Genomic DNA, 15908 nt, shown 5'->3' on the forward strand with positions numbered 1-15908 from the left:
TTATTCTTCATCCAAATTTATCCAATAACGCTCGGTTGACTCACGGACATCCTCTAAAACACCACCATTTGCCAAAATCACTTTTCGGCTAGCAATATTATCCATGTGACAAGTCACCAAAGCTTGCTTGATATTTTTCTTTTTAGCTTCTAGTAAACCTAGATGAAGCTGTTCCTTAGCCAATCCCTTATGACGCTCTGACGGACGAATCGAATACCCAATATGTCCCCCCTTATTTAAGAGATTATCATTTAGACATAAACGTAAATGCAAAAATCCTAGAGCCCTTCCGTTATCACCAAAAGAAACAAATTGAATCGCTGGAACAAACGTTGACGGCACATCAATACCCATTTCACTTAATTGATTTCTTTCAATCCAGTCCTCATAAACAAAGTTATCCACAGACCAAAAACCGCCATCATGAGCAGATTGACTTGCCTCAAATTCTTTCATCATGTCAATAACAGCTGCTTTATCTGATAATTCAGGTCTTCGTAATTGCATAAACGGTACCTCTATTTGCTTTTCTTTTTAGCTTTTTCTAAAAACTGCGCTTTCAACTGATTAACACGCGCTTTTTTGTCAGTTTTCACATTTGAATGTTTTTCGTGAAAACGTTCAACTTGTTGCATACCCTTATAATCTAACTGATATTTTCCCATATGCTTTCCTTTCATTAAACTATCTATTTAATACAATAAAGAAGCTGGGACAAATGTCTCCAGCTTCAATATGTCCTGAAACTGTCTAAACCATATTTATTAACGCGTTTTCCATATTTGATATAAGTGATAAGAAGTCTCAAACAAGGAAAATGACTCGTTTAAAATAAGCAGGAAAAACTCCCGAATTGACAGGTTGGTGACTTTGTCAAGAACTGAGAGCCCTGTTATTTTCCCATTTTAAGCTTTATGTTTGCTGTAATCACCAGGATTTTTAATTGTTGAACCGTTCATGTGTTTCACACGAGCAGAAATTTCTTTGTGACGACCATTAACCATTGGACGGGCTTGTGGGTTTCCAAGATATCCACAAGTACGTTTAACAACATCTACTGTTTTCGGGTCGCTGTTACCACAGTTTGGACAAACGAAACCACGTTCAGTTGGTGTAAAGTCACCTTCAAATCCACAGCTATAGCAACGATCAATTGGCGTATTTGTTCCAAGGTAACCAACACGGCTGTAAGCATAATCCCAAACAGCTTCTAGAGCTTTTGGATTTTGTTGAAGAACTGGGTATTCACAGTAATGGATAAAGCCACCTGTTGCACCAGCTTCTGGATAAGCTTTTTCAAAGTCTAATTTTTCAAATGGTGTTGGATCCTTACGAACATCATAGTGGAATGAATTTGTGTAGTATTCTTTATCTGTAATGTCTTTAACGATACCGAATTTTTCTGTGTCAAGACGGCAGAAACGGTCTGTCAAGCTTTCAGACGGTGTTGAATAGATTGAGAAATGATAATCAAATTCATCTGACCATTCTGTACACAATTTTTTCATCTTACGAATGATATCAACTGTGAATTCTTTGGCTTCTGGGTTTGTTTCCCATTCTGGACCATAAAAGACTGTACCAACTTCGTAAAGTCCGATATAACCAAGTGAAACCGTTGCACGGCGATGACGGAAAAGTTCATCAACATTATCATATCTGCCGAGACGTTTACCAAAAGCACCGTATTGGTAAAGAATTGGCGCATTTGCTGGTGTCGCTTCTTTAACACGTTCTACACGGTAAACAAGTGCATCTTTAGCAATGCCCATACGTTCGTTGAAGATTTCCCAGAATTTATTGATGTCGCCATTTGATTCCATGGCAATACGTGGAAGATTTACAGTCACAACACCAAGGTTCATACGACCTGAGTTAACTTCGACACCATTTTCATCTTTCCAACCTTGTAAGAATGAACGACATCCCATTGGCGCTTTAAATGAACCTGTCAATTCAACGATTTTATCGTATGAAAGAACATCTGGATACATACGTTTTGTTGCACATTCCAAAGCTAATTGTTTAATATCATAGTTTGGCGTCCCCACTTCAAGGTTCAAACCACTCTTCAAAGTGAAGATAAGTTTAGGAAAAATAGCTGTACGATGTTCACTACCAAGACCTTTAATACGGATAGTTAGGATAGCTTTTTGGATTTCACGTTCAAACCAGTTTGTTCCCAAACCAAATCCAAGAGAAGTAAATGGTGTTTGTCCGTTTGATGTAAACAACGTATTGATTTCGTATTCAAGACTTTGCATAGCATCATAAATGTCTTTTTTCGTTTTTGTACAAGCATAATCTTCACGACGGTTTTCTGCTACCCAATCTTGAGCATCTTTAAGATGTTTTTTATAGTTAAGCTCAGCATATGGTGCCAAAAATTCATCGATACGGTCAGCTGTACAACCACCATATTGGCTTGATGCAACGTTCGCAATGATTTGTGAAATTTGCGCTGTTGCAGTTTGGATAGATTTTGGACTTTCTACCTCCGCATTACCAATCTTGAAGCCATTTGCAAGCATACCCTTGAAATCAATCAAACAGCAGTTTGTCATTGGAGTGTACGGGCTGTAATCAAGGTCATGATAATGAATATCACCTTTTTGGTGAGCATTGGCAACATGAGCTGGCAGCATTTTAAGACCAATTGATTTACCAACAATACCTGCAGTCAAGTCACGTTGAGTATTAAAAACTTCACTATCTTTGTTGGCGTTTTCATTAACGACAGTTTGATCTTTGTTCAATAGTTTATCAATCGTAAAATTGATGTCTGTCGCTTGAGAGCGCGCAAAATCACGTTTTGTACGATAATTAATATATTCTTGTGCAATCGCATATTCATTTGCTTCTAGAAGCTCATGCTCAACGATATTTTGAATTTCATAAATTTTGACATTATCTTTGAAGCGATCAAAAATTTCAGCAATGATGTTATCTGAAATAGTTTCCAATTTTGCTTCAACAACTGGTGACATTTTTGTCACATTAATACTTGCTTTTACCAAAGCATTATAAATTTTATCTGCATCAAAGTTTACAGAACGTCCATCACGTTTGATAACTTTAACAGCTGGTTGAGTCGCAATTGTTTCTTTTTCTAATGTAATCATATGAACACTCCTTCTCACTCGTCTATTATAACACGTAAGAAAAAAAAATCAATATCTTGTGGTCGTTTTTTTATTAGACCACAAGATATTGCGTTTATCCTCTATTTTTTATGATAGACGGTAAAGCCTGATACACCGCTGATTGAGACCTCTTCATAGTTTGAAGAAATATCATTTTTTATTGTATCAGAAATTTTTTCATCATTATTAACAACAATATACGACGCTAGATTTTGTAATAATTCATCTTCTAATGTTTTTTCATTAGATGTTTTAGTCGTATTCACAACAGGCGATGTAAATTGTGAACTGCTTGCTAACTGACTCTCAATCCCAACCTTAGATGATGTGTCCCAAACGTAAATCGTATCATCACTAGATGTTTGCTTCTTCAAATAGCTTGCAATCGTTGAACGCTCACTATCAGTACTAGCTGACAAAAGATGAGAAACCACAGGTTGTCCCACACCAATGACAAGCACCAAAATCGGCAAATAAAGATGACAACTTAGATATAATCCAAAAATACCATTGTCACCACAAGATGATTTCTTACGACGATGTGATATTTTCGTCAAGCTGCGTTGATAACGTTCACCCAATGCCATTGCGGTTAACAACAAACCAAAAGGCAATACTGTTAACAAATGATAGAAATGATAACTTTGTGACAAAAGGTCCATAACTAAGAAGCCTAAGAAAACAAGGAAGATAAGCCATTTAGATACCTTGTCACTAGCTCCCTTAGTGATTTTTCCAAAAGTAAGCGCACCAAGTAAAATCCCTGAAACTAGAGCTACAACAACTTGGAATAGCAATGTCAAGATAAAATTACTATCATTTGTCGCAAAATACGTAAATTGATAAACAATTGCTTGAGAAATATAGGATGACAACACCTGCAAATTCAGGATAAAGTAACCAACTGTGTAAAAGACAAGAATTGTTCCGAAAATGATACACAATAATTGATATAATCCTCGAGCAAAATGCTTTTGTGTTAAATTATAAACGATAATGGTTAGGAAAGAAAGCCCCCAGAACACCAAAGTACGTGGCTCTAAAAGCATTGCTGCTGCGCCAGCAAATCCATAAAGGATAAAGGCTTCGTCTTTAATGATATCCGCAAAATATTTTGTTAGGAACCACAAAGATACCATAACAAATGGCGTCGCAAATTGGATAGGATACAAACCACCAAAACCAAGAGCAACGTTTAATAGGTAAAAAATACCACTAAAAGCAACTGCTACACGTTGGCTACTAGTAAAGTAATTAACCAATTTATAGAAATAGATTCCTGATAAGTAGAACGTTACAATTTGAATTGGCACCAACCACAACGTAGAACCAAGATAGTAAGCCAAAGCAATCAAAGCATAATAAAGGAAGCCACCTGTCGCAAACATATCTGTAAACGGAAGTTGTCCTTTGGTAAACATTAAACCAATGTAAAGGTTTTGAGATTGCACACTATTTGCCATATCTGTAAAGACTGGTATTGATACCGACAAACAACTAACAACAACACTCAATATTAAAAGGTAAAGTTTATGAGGTCGTGGGACCTTTGTTCTTCTAGACGCCTCTTGGTGACTTTTGTTCTCACTAACCTTACGAACTGAACGACTTGAACGGCTGTAAGATTGTGCAGTACTCTGATCTACATTTACTTGTTCTGATGTATTCACTTATTCTCTCCTTGAATTGTCATACTTTAAGTATAACAGAAACTAATCATTAGTCAATTTGGGGAGTATAGCACAGTAAACTAAAATTTCCCTAAAACGGTGATAAGGTTTGGTTTTATAGCGCTTCAAGAAGCTTCTTTCTTCTTTGCTCAAACACGCTTTCTTTGCCATGATTCACACCTCCTTTACTTAGTATTCGTAAAAGAGCATGAAAAAAAGCATAGGCATAACCTATACTTCCCTTCAACATATCAAGACAATATTAGTCCTCATCTAAAAAGCTATTGAAAACTTCTTCAATCATATCCCACTCAGCATCTGAATCTTCAGGAATTGGTTGAAGGTCACCTTCAGTTCCATCTTCATTTTCAGTAAATGAGTAAGCTTGAATTTCAATTTGTCCTTGTTCATCTTCTTCAGCACCCGCTGGTACCAAGAGAACGTAGTTTTTCCCAAACTCTTCACGTCCATCAATAGTCAAAAGAATTTCAAAAAGTGTTTCATTACCTTGATCATCTACCAGTGTAATAACTTCATGTTCGTGATCGTGATTATGGTTATGTGCCATAAAGTTTCTCCTTTAATGAATTAATGATTAGATTAAAACATTCTATCTAAATAATTTTGCAAAATAAGCTGCGCAGCCAATTTATCAATAACTTTCTTACGTTTTCCACGGCTAACATCAGCTTGTTCAACCAACATTCGCTCTGCTTGAACAGTTGTCAAACGTTCATCTTGATAATCAACAGGAATATTGAAAAGTTCGTTGATTTTATCACCGTATGCCTTACTAGCTTCTACGCGAGGACCTTCTGTGTTATTCATATTTTTAGGCAAACCAACAACAAACTTATCAACCTTATACTGTTTAACTAACTCTTCAAGTCGTTCAAAACCAAATTCGCCAGCTTCTTCGTCAATTCTGACAATTTCTACGCCCTGTGCTGTAAATCCTAGCGGGTCACTGATAGCAACACCAACTGTCTTTGAGCCAACGTCTAGTCCCATAATTCTCATTTCAAGTCAATTCCATTTCCTTTGAGATAGTAGCGGACAAGCTCTTCAACAATTTCATCTCGTTCGTATTTACGAATTTGATTTCTGGCATCATTGTAACGAGGAACATAAGCAGGGTCCCCACTTAAGACATAACCAACAATCTGATTGATTGGATTATACCCTTTTTCATCGAGAGAACGATACACAGTTGTTAAGGTTTCACTAATTTCTTTCTTGTTGCTATCGTCTAAATTAAAGCGTACAGTTTCATCTGTAAATCCCATACTTACACCTTCTTTCTAAAATAGCTGTCACTATTTATTATAGCTTATTCACAAAGATTTCACAAGAATCTGACTTTATTTCACCAAAGTTTATTTTCATTTTCAAATCCTTCATTTCAATTGTCCCATTAAGCAACCTTTGCCCCATCCCTCAACTATCACCAAACTTTTTACTATTTTTATAAAAATAAAAAAGCAAAGCACTCGTTTTTTCCACGCACAATCAACTACTATAACCCTTAAAAATTCCTCGATTCTAACAATATACGCTAAGGAAAATATCAAAAAAGCTCCTAAACGGAGCTTTTAGACTATCTATTACAACGCTGCACGAAGGCGAGCTTCTGCATTTTCCACATTACGAATGGAACGTGGCAAGAAAGCACGAATATCATCTTCTTTGTACCCTACTTGAAGGCGTTTATCGTCAATCAAAATTGGACTCTTCAAAATACGCGGATTTTCTTGAATAAGGTCAATAACCTCGCTCAGATTTAAATCCTCAATATCGCAGTCAAGTGCTTTTGCATAACGGTTTTTAGATGAAACGATACTTTCAATCCCGTTTTCTGTTTTAGTTAATATCGCTAAAATTTCTTCTCGTGTTAGTGGTTCTTTTCCTAAATTCTGTTCTTTATAAGGGAGCTGATGAGCGTTTAGCCATGTCTTGGCTTTCTTACAGCTTGTACAACTTGAAATTGTGTAAATTTTAATCATGTGCACTCTCACTTTCTATCCCATGATAGTTGTATTATAGCACACCAACCTTAACGAAAACATAGGACCTAAGACCTATTTTTTCAAAAAGTCAATTAAAAAGATTATTTTTTTCAATAAAAATCTAAAAAAATCATTTGTAATTTTGAAAACGCTCCATTTATTTCTGAAAAAATCGAAAATCAGGTCAAATATTTTCATCTTAGATTGACATTCTTACACAAGAAAACCCCGAGACAATTGTCCCAGAGTTTCAACGTTATTATGAATTATTCTTCGATTTCGATAGCATCATCTAAATCAAGAACAACTTCGTCAACATTATCATTAGTTGCTGCTGATTCTTCAACAACATCTGCAGCTTCTTCATATTCGGTTTCTTCTACGAGACCGTAGTGAACACGTACTTTGTGGTCGATTTCATCAAAGACTTCTGGGTGCTCTGCCAAATATTTCTTCGCATTTTCAGAACCTTGTCCGATTTTCTCACCGTTATACGAGAACCAAGCACCTGCTTTTTTGATGATGTCTAGGTCGCTAGCAATCTTAACAAGCTCACCCGTACGTGAAATTCCTTCACCATACATAATTTCAACTTCAGCTGTTTTAAATGGTGGCGCAACTTTGTTTTTAACCACTTTGATTTTAGTTTCTTTACCGATATTGCTATCTTTTTGGTCACCAGAACCTTTGATTTGTGTGTTACCACGAACATCAAGACGAACTGACGCATAGAACTTAAGCGCGCGTCCACCAGGTGTTGTTTCTGGGTTACCAAACATCACACCAACTTTTTCGCGCAATTGGTTGATGAAAATAGCAATTGTTTTTGTTTTATTAATTGAAGCTGACAACTTACGCATTGCTTGACTCATCATACGAGCTTGCAAACCAACGTGATTATCACCAATGTCACCATCGATTTCGGCACGAGGTACAAGGGCAGCAACGGAATCGACAACGACGAGGTCAACAGCACCTGAGTCAATCAATTTTCCTGCAATTTCAAGACCTTGTTCCCCAGAGTCAGGTTGTGACAAGAGAAGCTCATCAATGTTAACACCAAGAGCCGCAGCATAAGCTGGGTCAAGTGCGTGTTCGGCATCGATAAAGGCAGCAATTCCACCTTCTTTTTGAGCTTGTGCTACTGCATGAAGCGCAACAGTTGTCTTACCAGAACTTTCAGGTCCATAAATTTCAATGATACGCCCTTTAGGGTAACCACCTGCACCCAAAGCAATATCAAGAGCCAAGCTACCTGAACTCATGACTTGAACTTTTTGTTCAGCACGTTCACCAAGGCGCATAACAGCTCCCTTACCGAAATCTTTTTCAATTAATTTCAAGGCATCATCAAGTGCCTTTTTACGCTCATCACCAAATTTTTTAGTGATAGCTTCTGTTTTCTTTGTCTTTTTAGCCAAATTTTTCCCTTTCTGTTTGTTCGAGATACTAACTCCATTATACCAAATTTTAGCCTTGTAATAAAGCTTGACGTACTAAGTTGAAAGCATATAAAGTAGCAATATAACGGACGTCTGAACGGCTTCGCCCACCTATAACAACACGAATAGAATGAACTTTTTCTCTAGTCGCAATACCAATGAAAACTGTTCCTGCTGGATGTCCTTCTAAGCTATCTGGTCCTGCAACACCTGTCAAACCGATACCAAAATCAGCATCTGTCAATAAACGTGATTGCTCTGCCATTTTTTCAGCTGTAAAGTGACTTACTACACCATGTTCTTGCAAATCTTTAAGAGGAATGTGAAGCATTTTTGATTTTTCTTCTATACTATACGTCACAAATCCGCCATTAAATACTGCAGATGACCCTGAAAAATCAGCGATACTAGATTGGAATAGCCCTGCGGTCAAACTTTCTGCAGCTGTAATAGTTTTGTGCTTTTCTTTCAACAAATCAAAAACAACACGCGCCATATTGTTATCATCACCGTAGCCATAAAGTAACTGTTCAAGAGGAATACTATTTAATGTTTTTTTGGCTAGAATTTTATGCTCTAGAGCATCCAATTTCGCTTTTGCTGACGTCACATCATCTGCCTTGGTTGATAAACGAAGGGTCACCTCACCTGTTTTCGCATACGGAGCAATCGTTGGGTCTGTTTGGTTATCAATCAAATCTGCCAAGACGGTCACTAACTGGCTTTCACCAATCCCAAAGAAACGCAACACACGTGAATAAAGCTGCTTATGGTCTCCAGACAACAAAGGCACTAGAGAATCCAATACCATTGGTTTTAATTCACTCGGTGGTCCAGGGAGAACAACGTAGGTCACGCCATTTACTTCTAGCACGCCACCAACAGCCAAACCAGTGCTATTTTGCAACGGTATTGACCCTTCAATCAGCTGTGCTTGACGTTCGTTATTAGCCGTTCTAGCAAACTGCGGACGTGTCGCAAAAAATTCGTCCAAACGCTTGTTAGCTTGTTCATCAAAGACTAAATCGCGTCCCAAATATTTTGCTAACGTTTGTTTTGTTAAATCGTCTTCTGTCGGACCAAGCCCTCCACATAAGACAACTAATTCACTTCGCTTGCTTGCTAAATCAATAACTGATAAAAGACGTTCTTCATTATCACCAACAGCTGTTTGAAAGAACACATCAATTCCTAACTTGGCAAATTCTTCCGATAAAAATTGAGCATTTGTATTTGTGATTTGTCCTGTTAGAATTTCTGTTCCCACAGCAATGATTTCAGCTTTCATAATTGCCACCTACTTATCTATTCGTAATTTAGTTTTATTCTATCAAAAAAAGCAACAAATTTGCTGCTTTTTGCTACAAAGCCAGATTTTAATGAGAAAATATTAGTTTAATATGTTGTCAACTTACTTTACTACTTTGTCAACTTAGGCTGTTTTCTTAACCATATAATGACTAGTAAAAACAAGAAAAGTAATGATGCCATAAAGTTGACTGCCATGACTTTTTCAACAGCAAATACTTTTACCATTAAGCTCAAAAGGCACAATAAACAAATACTTCCCAAGCGACTAATGGTCGATTTAAAGGAAACAAGAGACGAGATATTGTCAATTGACACCATTTTGTTGAAATAATAATTCAAAATAAATTCAATGACATAAAAAACAAAGATGAAAATAAAATAAGCTGGCAATAACACCCAAAGGTGTTTTGAAAGGAAGGTCAAAGGAAGAAAAATAATCAACAGACAAAACTTAATAAGCCCTGCGTATTTTTTAATCCCATCCATATTGATAGAATATGAAAACAGCGTGATAATTTGAAAAGCGATGTAAAAGGCTGGAAAATATTTGGTATCCACACCTTTACTCAGGAAAAACGATTGCCACAACTGAAAATGAGTTTGAAAAAAGATTTGCGTCAAGAAATCAAAAATCAGAATAACACCCAGTCGTGGTTGCTTTCTTAACTCGATAAAACTATCTGTAATCTGCTGTTTTAAAACAGAAACATGACTCTCTTCTAGTGTCGTAGTTTTTAGATTTTCATTGAAAAAGAAAAATGTCACAAGAGTTGAAGCCACTAAAAAGGCGATACCTAAAACATAAATATTGATACCAATGCTTAGATAGAGAACACCACCCAGACTACTTCCCAATAAAAGCCCAACAATTTCCAAACGATTATTGAGCGCTAGAAATTTTCGAAGGTCGTCCTCACGATGAGCTATTTTTAATTGATTGATAATGTAGGCATCAAGCGTTCCACTATCCAAAGCCGAAGCAATCCCATAGCAAAACCAAGCAGCGAAGATAAGGTAAAAATTGTTACTAAAAAGGACAATCAAAAACATCACTATCAAAAATAACTTTGATAGACTATAAATATTTTTGCGGGAATAATTGTCTGCAATCAACCCGCTTGGAAATTCAAACAGAACAATCGCAATACTATAAGCTGATTGAACAATCAAAATCTGCGACAAACTCAACCCTTTTGACAATAGAATAACCGTTAAAATCGAGTGCGGCATGGAATAAGCCACCGTAACTAAAAAATTTGCCCAAAGGTAAACAAAAGTGTTCCTAGTAATACTTTTCATAACTCCCACCTACCCTCATCATATCAATTTTTCTTTACAGGATACTCTTATTTCCCGATGATGTCAAGATTTATTTGAAACTTTAAACTAAACCAGAAAAACAATCTTTTTGGCAGTTAGCACCACGTTTACACCTAATTGACAACCATGTAAACCTCATCAATGCCGTTTCTGCCAATAGAAGCAAGTAACACCGACACCTAGGCTTAACCCTATCCCCTCAAAAAGAAATAGCAATCGACCAGACTTCATGGTTAAAACACCAGAAATGATTAAAACAAGGAGAATTAGTAGTATTAAAAAACATTTGACATAGTTTTCTTCTTTTTTCATCCATTTCACCTATAAAATCTGACCAAATCACTAATGGCCAGCTTTCCTTTTATTGATATTGTGCAGCGGCTGCTTTGATTTCAGCAATTGTTGCGGATTGGATTGGGACACTAGTGTCAAAAGTAATCGTGCCCTCTTCAGTTGTCAAACTACCAACAACTGTTGATTCTGCATCATCAGCTGAATAGCCAATTACTAGTGCTTTATCTGCGGGTGTTATTCCATCATCAATGACAACGATACATTTGTCATCAGACAAAACTCATCTGGATTTTCACCAGTGGCTCTAAAGTATTGAACAAATTCTCGAATAGTTGTATTACTAATCTGTGCCACCTCGTCATCAACTGATGATTGTTGTTTCACGACTGTATCTTTAGTATCAGCTGTCACAACCTTAGTTGGTTGAACCGAAGTTTGCTTTGTTGTCAAACTAGCACCAAATGCGCCTAATAAGGCAAAAGCTGAAAGTGATATAATAATATTCTTTCTCACCATATAAAACCTCCTTTAGTCTATCATACACCGAAAATAAAGTAAAATAACATTTTGTAGCGTTTAGTAACACTATTTACGGCGTTTTTTAATGAGCCAAAAGTATCCCACAAAAGCAAATAGAGCAGATAAATAATAACCAATCATTAAGCTAGTCGCTAGTGTATCCCTGATGAGTCGAAGTCCTGACATAAAACTTTCGCCAAAAGCACCGATAAATGGAATCAGATAAAAATACAACAAGAATACCCCAATTAAAACAAGGAGAACATTGCCAACCACTAACGATTGCTTGCCACGTCATTAATAAATCAGTAGCAAAACAATCAAAATACTAGCAACAAGCCAATGATTTTTCAAAAATGAAGTCCCTGAAATAGTCGTTAACTGATAACTTTCAACTGAAATACCAGACGCATACGGCAAAAAGAGACTGATAATATATGCAATTATAATTACAAATGGAAAATACTTTTTCATCCTAATAGTTCTCCTTTCACATCTATGCCAAATTTAATATTGACTATACATTATTTTTTTAAATATATACTTATATGATACAATAAAAACAACTCAACATAACATTTTGTAGCGTTTAGTAACACAAATTTTTTAGGAGATTAGGATATGCGTTGGGTTTTTGGAAAAGTTTATAAGGATATTCGGCAATCAAAGGGGTTAACACAGGAAGAAATTTGTGATGACATGCTCGCCCGCTCTACCCTGGCTCGTATCGAAGGCGGTCAAGTTATCCCTAAATTTGATACTTTCATTTTTCTTCTCCAGCAAATCAACATGAACTTGGAAGAATTTGAATACATTTGCAATGTCTATCAGCCAAGTGAACGTCAAAAATTATTAAATATCGCTAATAATAATCTATCAATTACCGACAACACCGAGCTCTTATCTCTCAAACGACAATGTCAAGAATATCTTCAAATACACCATGACATACCGATTCAACAACTTCTTGACAGACTAACTGTTACTATCCACGTAAGAGAATTTAGTGGGGAATCAAAAGATACTACCTTTCAAGAAAAAACTCAGAAAATTTGGTATTATCTTGAAAAACAAAACACTTGGTATCAGAATGATTTCAAATTACTATTAACAATTCTTTACCATTTTCCACTAGAGACTCTGAAAACAATCACTCCCAAAATTTTAACTAACTTAGTCAAATACACCGACCTTTACAACATCAAGCCGTTGCAATTGACCTTGTTAACCAATCTCGCAAGCATTTATCTGGACAATCATCAAACCAAAGAATGTGAAACATTTTCTCTAGAAGCCCTAAAACTTGCTAAGGAATTAAAACGCTATGACTTTTTAGGAATTGCGCAAGTCCGCCTTGGCAGTTGTCGTGATGATAATAGCTTAATTGATAAAGGAATGTCTCTACTGCACTTAACCGAAAAAGGAGAAAAGATTTTTGAAGCACTTGAACAAGAAGTAGCAAAGCACAAGTAAATTTAAGCATATAAAAGCACTCCCCAACTGATAAGTTGAGGAGTGTTTCATGTGAAACAATAGCCAAAAAAGCTTTAAATTAAGCTTTCATCAACATTTTAAGGCTTGATTTGATGTATTGTTCTGCTGTTTCATTTGTTCCTTCAAAGAACTTACGAATTTTCTTGAGCTCTGCAGCTTTATAGCCAAGTGCCAAAAGAGCTTCCATAGCTTCCTCAAGCTGCTCGTTTGTAGCTGTTTTTGTCTGAGAAGCTTTGCCATTTTCCACCGAAACATCGACAAATTTTCCTGCTAAATCCAAGACCATTTGTTGAGCTGTCTTTTTTCCAATTTTTGGAAATTTCATCAAATACTTGATATCACTAGTGTCAATCGCATTGACAAGCCCTTCATTATCATCAACCGCAATAATCGCTAGCGCAGTTGTCGGACCAATCCCAGAAACTGAAATCAAGTTAAGAAAAACAGCTTTTTCATCTTCTGTGTGAAAACCAAATAACAATTGCGCATCTTCACGAATGACTTGGTGTAAATAAATCTGAACCTCTTGGTTGACAAGGTCTGAAAAACTGTATGGGTTAGCAACGTTGACAATATAGCCCAGCCCTCCAGCCTCGATAACAATGTATTTGGCGGTAATTTTAGTTAATTTTCCTTTGATATAATCATACATCTTAGTATTTTCCTAACTCTCTTAAACTTGTGTGATTTTCTTGAATACGGCGGAACATTTTTTCCATGTCAGCTTTGGTAAAGTTGACAAGAACTGGACGTCCATGTGGACAGTTATAAGGATTCTTACATTGTGATAACTGAACCAAAAGATGTCGGGCGGAATAATCATCAAGAATGTGATTCGCTTTGATTGAGCGTTTGCATGACATCATGATTGCCAATTCTGCACGATATTTCTTCACCGATACTTCATTTGTCAACAACAGCATATCACACATCTCATAAACAGCCGTCTCAATTTCCTCTTCTTTCATCCAAATTGGGTGTTCACGGAGAATAAAAGTGTTGTTTCCATATGGTTCTAGATAAATACCAACTTGATTTAACAGCTCCATTTTTTCTTGCAACTTAATAAAATCAGCTCCAGAAAACTCAAAAAGGTATGGCATGAGAAGCTGCTGTAAAGAGCTGTCAACGTCGCCGATTTTCTCACGATAATATTCATATTTAACACGTTCTTGAGCAGCGTGTTGGTCAATGATATAAAGCCCACCATTTCCCTGTGCAAAAAGATACGTTCCGTGCATTTGTCCGAAATAATCTAATTCTGGGAAAGTTGATGACTCCTCATTATCAAGACTTTCAATCATCTTATTGATTTTTGTCTTGTTTTTAAAATCGAGATTATCATGTTCATCATCTTGATTATCTACTTCGGAACGCTGCGCATATTTCACTGATGTTTGTTGCTTGTCAACTTCCTTGACAGAGTTGTCAACCTCATTGAATAACTGTACTGGTTGCTCTTCAACCGTATCTGACTTAACAAAGAAATCACGACGTTCTTTATCATAATAAAGGTCTGTTTGTTTCAACGGCAAGCTCGTTTGCTCTGGTTTCGGAAGCCCACGTGTGCTTGATTTCGCCAGATTTTCTAGAGCATCAGGTATCAAATCTTGCTCACGCAGACTCTCTGCAATAGCAGAGCTGATTAAGCTCATTAATTCTTTTTCCTTTGAAATACGAACTTCTTGCTTCGTTGGGTGAACATTGACATCAGCTAAATAAGGGTCGATTTGAATGTCGATAACAGCAATCGGAAAACGTCCCACCATCAATTTTGAACCATAACCGTCCAAAATCGCACGATTGAGCAAAAAGTTTTTAATATAACGACCGTTAATCAAAATCGTAATATAGTTTCGGTTCGCTCGTGTCAATTCTGGCAGACTAATGTAACCAGACACTTCAAAATCGAGGTCAGCATTCGAAATCTCAATCATTTTTTTAGCCGTATTAAGCCCATAAATACCAGCAATTGCTTGTCGCAAATCACCAGTACCAGATGTTGTTGTCATTTGACGACCATCATTAATCAAGCTAAAAGCTACCTCTGGGTGCGCCAAACTCAAACGATTCACCACATCAACAATATGAGCTAATTCGGATTGGAGACTTTTCATGTATTTAAGACGTGCTGGCGTATTATAAAAGAGATTTTCAACCGTAATTTTGGTTCCAACGGGTGTAGAAATCGGTTCTTGTTTTTCGATTTCACCACCTTTGGCTACTAGCAATGTTCCATAATTTTCATCTGCCGTTGCTGTTTTGACTGTAAAATGACTAATGGAGGCAATTGACGGTATCGCTTCACCACGAAAACCTAACGTCCTAATACGGAAAAGGTCAGCTTGATTTTTAATTTTACTTGTGGCATGGCGGTGCAAACTTAATGCAACATCATCTTGAGCAATTCCTTCGCCATTATCTGTCACTTGAATTTTCTTTAAACCAGCTTCTTCAATTTCAATGGTGATTTGGCTGCTCCCTGCATCAATCGAATTTTCCACCAATTCTTTGACAACGCTAGCTGGTCGTTCAATAACTTCACCCGCTGCAATTTGGTTAGCCAAAACCTCTGGCAACTCAATAATTTTACTCATGATTTATTTATTAGCAAGCCTTTTAAAGGCAGCCTTATTCCTTTCATTCTTGCTTGTTTATCCTCTATTATAACACAAACTAAAAAGCAATCTTCTTTAAGACTGCCTCTTA

General features: G+C 36.6%; 20 protein-coding genes. 1 reads left to right on the forward strand and 19 read right to left on the reverse strand.

What is annotated here, in order from left to right:
• From E8M05_RS10700 to E8M05_RS11700, 17 genes are all read right to left on the reverse strand, one after another.
• A complete protein-coding gene (locus tag E8M05_RS10700) occupies window positions 1-507 on the reverse strand; it encodes a GNAT family N-acetyltransferase (protein WP_003066869.1) in 507 nt (168 codons plus the stop codon).
• Between the two features lie 11 nt (window positions 508-518).
• Window positions 519-680, reverse strand: coding sequence for a hypothetical protein (locus tag E8M05_RS11255; RefSeq protein WP_003066871.1), 162 nt, complete (start codon window positions 678-680; stop codon window positions 519-521).
• A 225-nt stretch (window positions 681-905) separates the two neighbouring features.
• A complete protein-coding gene (nrdD, locus tag E8M05_RS10705) occupies window positions 906-3122 on the reverse strand; it encodes an anaerobic ribonucleoside-triphosphate reductase (RefSeq protein ID WP_003066874.1) in 2217 nt (738 codons plus the stop codon).
• Window positions 3123-3223: 101 nt separating this feature from the next.
• Window positions 3224-4813, reverse strand: a complete 1590-nt coding sequence (locus E8M05_RS10710; protein ID WP_041972992.1) for a glycosyltransferase family protein — start codon at window positions 4811-4813, stop codon at window positions 3224-3226.
• A gap of 42 nt (window positions 4814-4855) precedes the next feature.
• Window positions 4856-4984 carry a hypothetical protein gene (locus tag E8M05_RS11760; protein WP_259293846.1) on the reverse strand — a complete coding sequence of 43 codons (129 nt, stop codon included), beginning with the start codon at window positions 4982-4984 and terminating at the stop codon, window positions 4856-4858.
• A gap of 91 nt (window positions 4985-5075) precedes the next feature.
• Window positions 5076-5381 carry a DUF1292 domain-containing protein gene (locus tag E8M05_RS10715; RefSeq protein WP_003066884.1) on the reverse strand — a complete coding sequence of 102 codons (306 nt, stop codon included), beginning with the start codon at window positions 5379-5381 and terminating at the stop codon, window positions 5076-5078.
• A 32-nt stretch (window positions 5382-5413) separates the two neighbouring features.
• A complete protein-coding gene (gene ruvX, locus E8M05_RS10720) occupies window positions 5414-5833 on the reverse strand; it encodes a Holliday junction resolvase RuvX (protein WP_013852327.1) in 420 nt (139 codons plus the stop codon).
• Window positions 5830-6099: an IreB family regulatory phosphoprotein gene (locus E8M05_RS10725; RefSeq protein WP_003066890.1), complete on the reverse strand. Its 270-nt coding sequence runs from the start codon at window positions 6097-6099 to the stop codon at window positions 5830-5832. Before E8M05_RS10725 ends, ruvX begins: the two co-directional genes overlap by 4 nt.
• A 318-nt stretch (window positions 6100-6417) precedes the next feature.
• On the reverse strand, window positions 6418-6816 hold the full coding sequence (gene spx / locus E8M05_RS10730) for a transcriptional regulator Spx (RefSeq protein ID WP_003066893.1): 399 nt from the start codon (window positions 6814-6816) through the stop codon (window positions 6418-6420).
• Window positions 6817-7085: 269 nt separating this feature from the next.
• On the reverse strand, window positions 7086-8240 hold the full coding sequence (gene recA, locus E8M05_RS10735) for a recombinase RecA (RefSeq protein ID WP_003066896.1): 1155 nt from the start codon (window positions 8238-8240) through the stop codon (window positions 7086-7088).
• 49 nt (window positions 8241-8289) lie between these two features.
• The gene (locus E8M05_RS10740; RefSeq protein WP_003066899.1) at window positions 8290-9549 is read right to left on the reverse strand and encodes a competence/damage-inducible protein A; all 1260 of its coding nucleotides are present in this window, start codon (window positions 9547-9549) and stop codon (window positions 8290-8292) included.
• Between the two features lie 131 nt (window positions 9550-9680).
• On the reverse strand, window positions 9681-10871 hold the full coding sequence (locus E8M05_RS10745; RefSeq protein WP_048790986.1) for an MFS transporter: 1191 nt from the start codon (window positions 10869-10871) through the stop codon (window positions 9681-9683).
• A gap of 159 nt (window positions 10872-11030) precedes the next feature.
• Window positions 11031-11204 carry a hypothetical protein gene (locus E8M05_RS11260; protein ID WP_048790985.1) on the reverse strand — a complete coding sequence of 58 codons (174 nt, stop codon included), beginning with the start codon at window positions 11202-11204 and terminating at the stop codon, window positions 11031-11033.
• Window positions 11205-11253: 49 nt separating this feature from the next.
• Window positions 11254-11463, reverse strand: coding sequence for a hypothetical protein (locus tag E8M05_RS11685; RefSeq protein ID WP_231729899.1), 210 nt, complete (start codon window positions 11461-11463; stop codon window positions 11254-11256).
• Window positions 11421-11702, reverse strand: coding sequence for a hypothetical protein (locus E8M05_RS11690; RefSeq protein WP_003066911.1), 282 nt, complete (start codon window positions 11700-11702; stop codon window positions 11421-11423). Before E8M05_RS11690 ends, E8M05_RS11685 begins: the two co-directional genes overlap by 43 nt.
• 69 nt (window positions 11703-11771) lie before the next feature.
• The gene (locus E8M05_RS11695; RefSeq protein WP_003066913.1) at window positions 11772-11981 is read right to left on the reverse strand and encodes a hypothetical protein; all 210 of its coding nucleotides are present in this window, start codon (window positions 11979-11981) and stop codon (window positions 11772-11774) included.
• Window positions 11982-12002: 21 nt separating this feature from the next.
• Complete coding sequence (locus E8M05_RS11700) at window positions 12003-12179, reverse strand: hypothetical protein (RefSeq protein WP_003066916.1); 177 nt, start codon at window positions 12177-12179, stop codon at window positions 12003-12005.
• Window positions 12180-12326: 147 nt separating this feature from the next.
• Here E8M05_RS11700 and E8M05_RS10760 point away from each other — a divergent pair, with 147 nt between their 5' ends.
• Window positions 12327-13178, forward strand: coding sequence for a helix-turn-helix domain-containing protein (locus tag E8M05_RS10760; RefSeq protein WP_003066919.1), 852 nt, complete (start codon window positions 12327-12329; stop codon window positions 13176-13178).
• A gap of 79 nt (window positions 13179-13257) precedes the next feature.
• Here E8M05_RS10760 and ruvA read toward each other — a convergent pair whose 3' ends face one another.
• Both ruvA and mutL read right to left on the reverse strand, forming a co-directional pair.
• Window positions 13258-13851 carry a Holliday junction branch migration protein RuvA gene (ruvA, locus tag E8M05_RS10765; protein ID WP_003066922.1) on the reverse strand — a complete coding sequence of 198 codons (594 nt, stop codon included), beginning with the start codon at window positions 13849-13851 and terminating at the stop codon, window positions 13258-13260.
• A gap of 1 nt (window position 13852) precedes the next feature.
• Complete coding sequence (mutL, locus tag E8M05_RS10770) at window positions 13853-15796, reverse strand: DNA mismatch repair endonuclease MutL (RefSeq protein ID WP_003066924.1); 1944 nt, start codon at window positions 15794-15796, stop codon at window positions 13853-13855.
• Window positions 15797-15908: the final 112 nt, after the last annotated feature.

Source organism: Streptococcus pasteurianus, assembly GCF_004843545.1.
Taxonomy (GTDB): Bacteria; Bacillota; Bacilli; order Lactobacillales; family Streptococcaceae; genus Streptococcus; species Streptococcus pasteurianus.

What these genes read in the sequence shown, in the direction of transcription:
- E8M05_RS10700 (WP_003066869.1), bottom strand. Translation starts at nt 507, where the DNA reads ATGCAATTACGAAGACCTGAATTATCAGATAAAGCAGCTGTTATTGAC.
- E8M05_RS11255 (WP_003066871.1), bottom strand. Translation starts at nt 680, where the DNA reads ATGAAAGGAAAGCATATGGGAAAATATCAGTTAGATTATAAGGGTATG.
- nrdD (WP_003066874.1), bottom strand. Translation starts at nt 3,122, where the DNA reads ATGATTACATTAGAAAAAGAAACAATTGCGACTCAACCAGCTGTTAAA.
- E8M05_RS11760 (WP_259293846.1), bottom strand. Translation starts at nt 4,984, where the DNA reads ATGGCAAAGAAAGCGTGTTTGAGCAAAGAAGAAAGAAGCTTCTTGAAG.
- E8M05_RS10715 (WP_003066884.1), bottom strand. Translation starts at nt 5,381, where the DNA reads ATGGCACATAACCATAATCACGATCACGAACATGAAGTTATTACACTG.
- ruvX (WP_013852327.1), bottom strand. Translation starts at nt 5,833, where the DNA reads ATGAGAATTATGGGACTAGACGTTGGCTCAAAGACAGTTGGTGTTGCT.
- E8M05_RS10725 (WP_003066890.1), bottom strand. Translation starts at nt 6,099, where the DNA reads ATGGGATTTACAGATGAAACTGTACGCTTTAATTTAGACGATAGCAAC.
- spx (WP_003066893.1), bottom strand. Translation starts at nt 6,816, where the DNA reads ATGATTAAAATTTACACAATTTCAAGTTGTACAAGCTGTAAGAAAGCC.
- E8M05_RS10740 (WP_003066899.1), bottom strand. Translation starts at nt 9,549, where the DNA reads ATGAAAGCTGAAATCATTGCTGTGGGAACAGAAATTCTAACAGGACAA.
- E8M05_RS10745 (WP_048790986.1), bottom strand. Translation starts at nt 10,871, where the DNA reads ATGAAAAGTATTACTAGGAACACTTTTGTTTACCTTTGGGCAAATTTT.
- E8M05_RS11260 (WP_048790985.1), bottom strand. Translation starts at nt 11,204, where the DNA reads ATGAAAAAAGAAGAAAACTATGTCAAATGTTTTTTAATACTACTAATT.
- E8M05_RS11690 (WP_003066911.1), bottom strand. Translation starts at nt 11,702, where the DNA reads ATGGTGAGAAAGAATATTATTATATCACTTTCAGCTTTTGCCTTATTA.
- E8M05_RS11700 (WP_003066916.1), bottom strand. Translation starts at nt 12,179, where the DNA reads ATGAAAAAGTATTTTCCATTTGTAATTATAATTGCATATATTATCAGT.
- E8M05_RS10760 (WP_003066919.1), top strand. Translation starts at nt 12,327, where the DNA reads ATGCGTTGGGTTTTTGGAAAAGTTTATAAGGATATTCGGCAATCAAAG.
- ruvA (WP_003066922.1), bottom strand. Translation starts at nt 13,851, where the DNA reads ATGTATGATTATATCAAAGGAAAATTAACTAAAATTACCGCCAAATAC.
- mutL (WP_003066924.1), bottom strand. Translation starts at nt 15,796, where the DNA reads ATGAGTAAAATTATTGAGTTGCCAGAGGTTTTGGCTAACCAAATTGCA.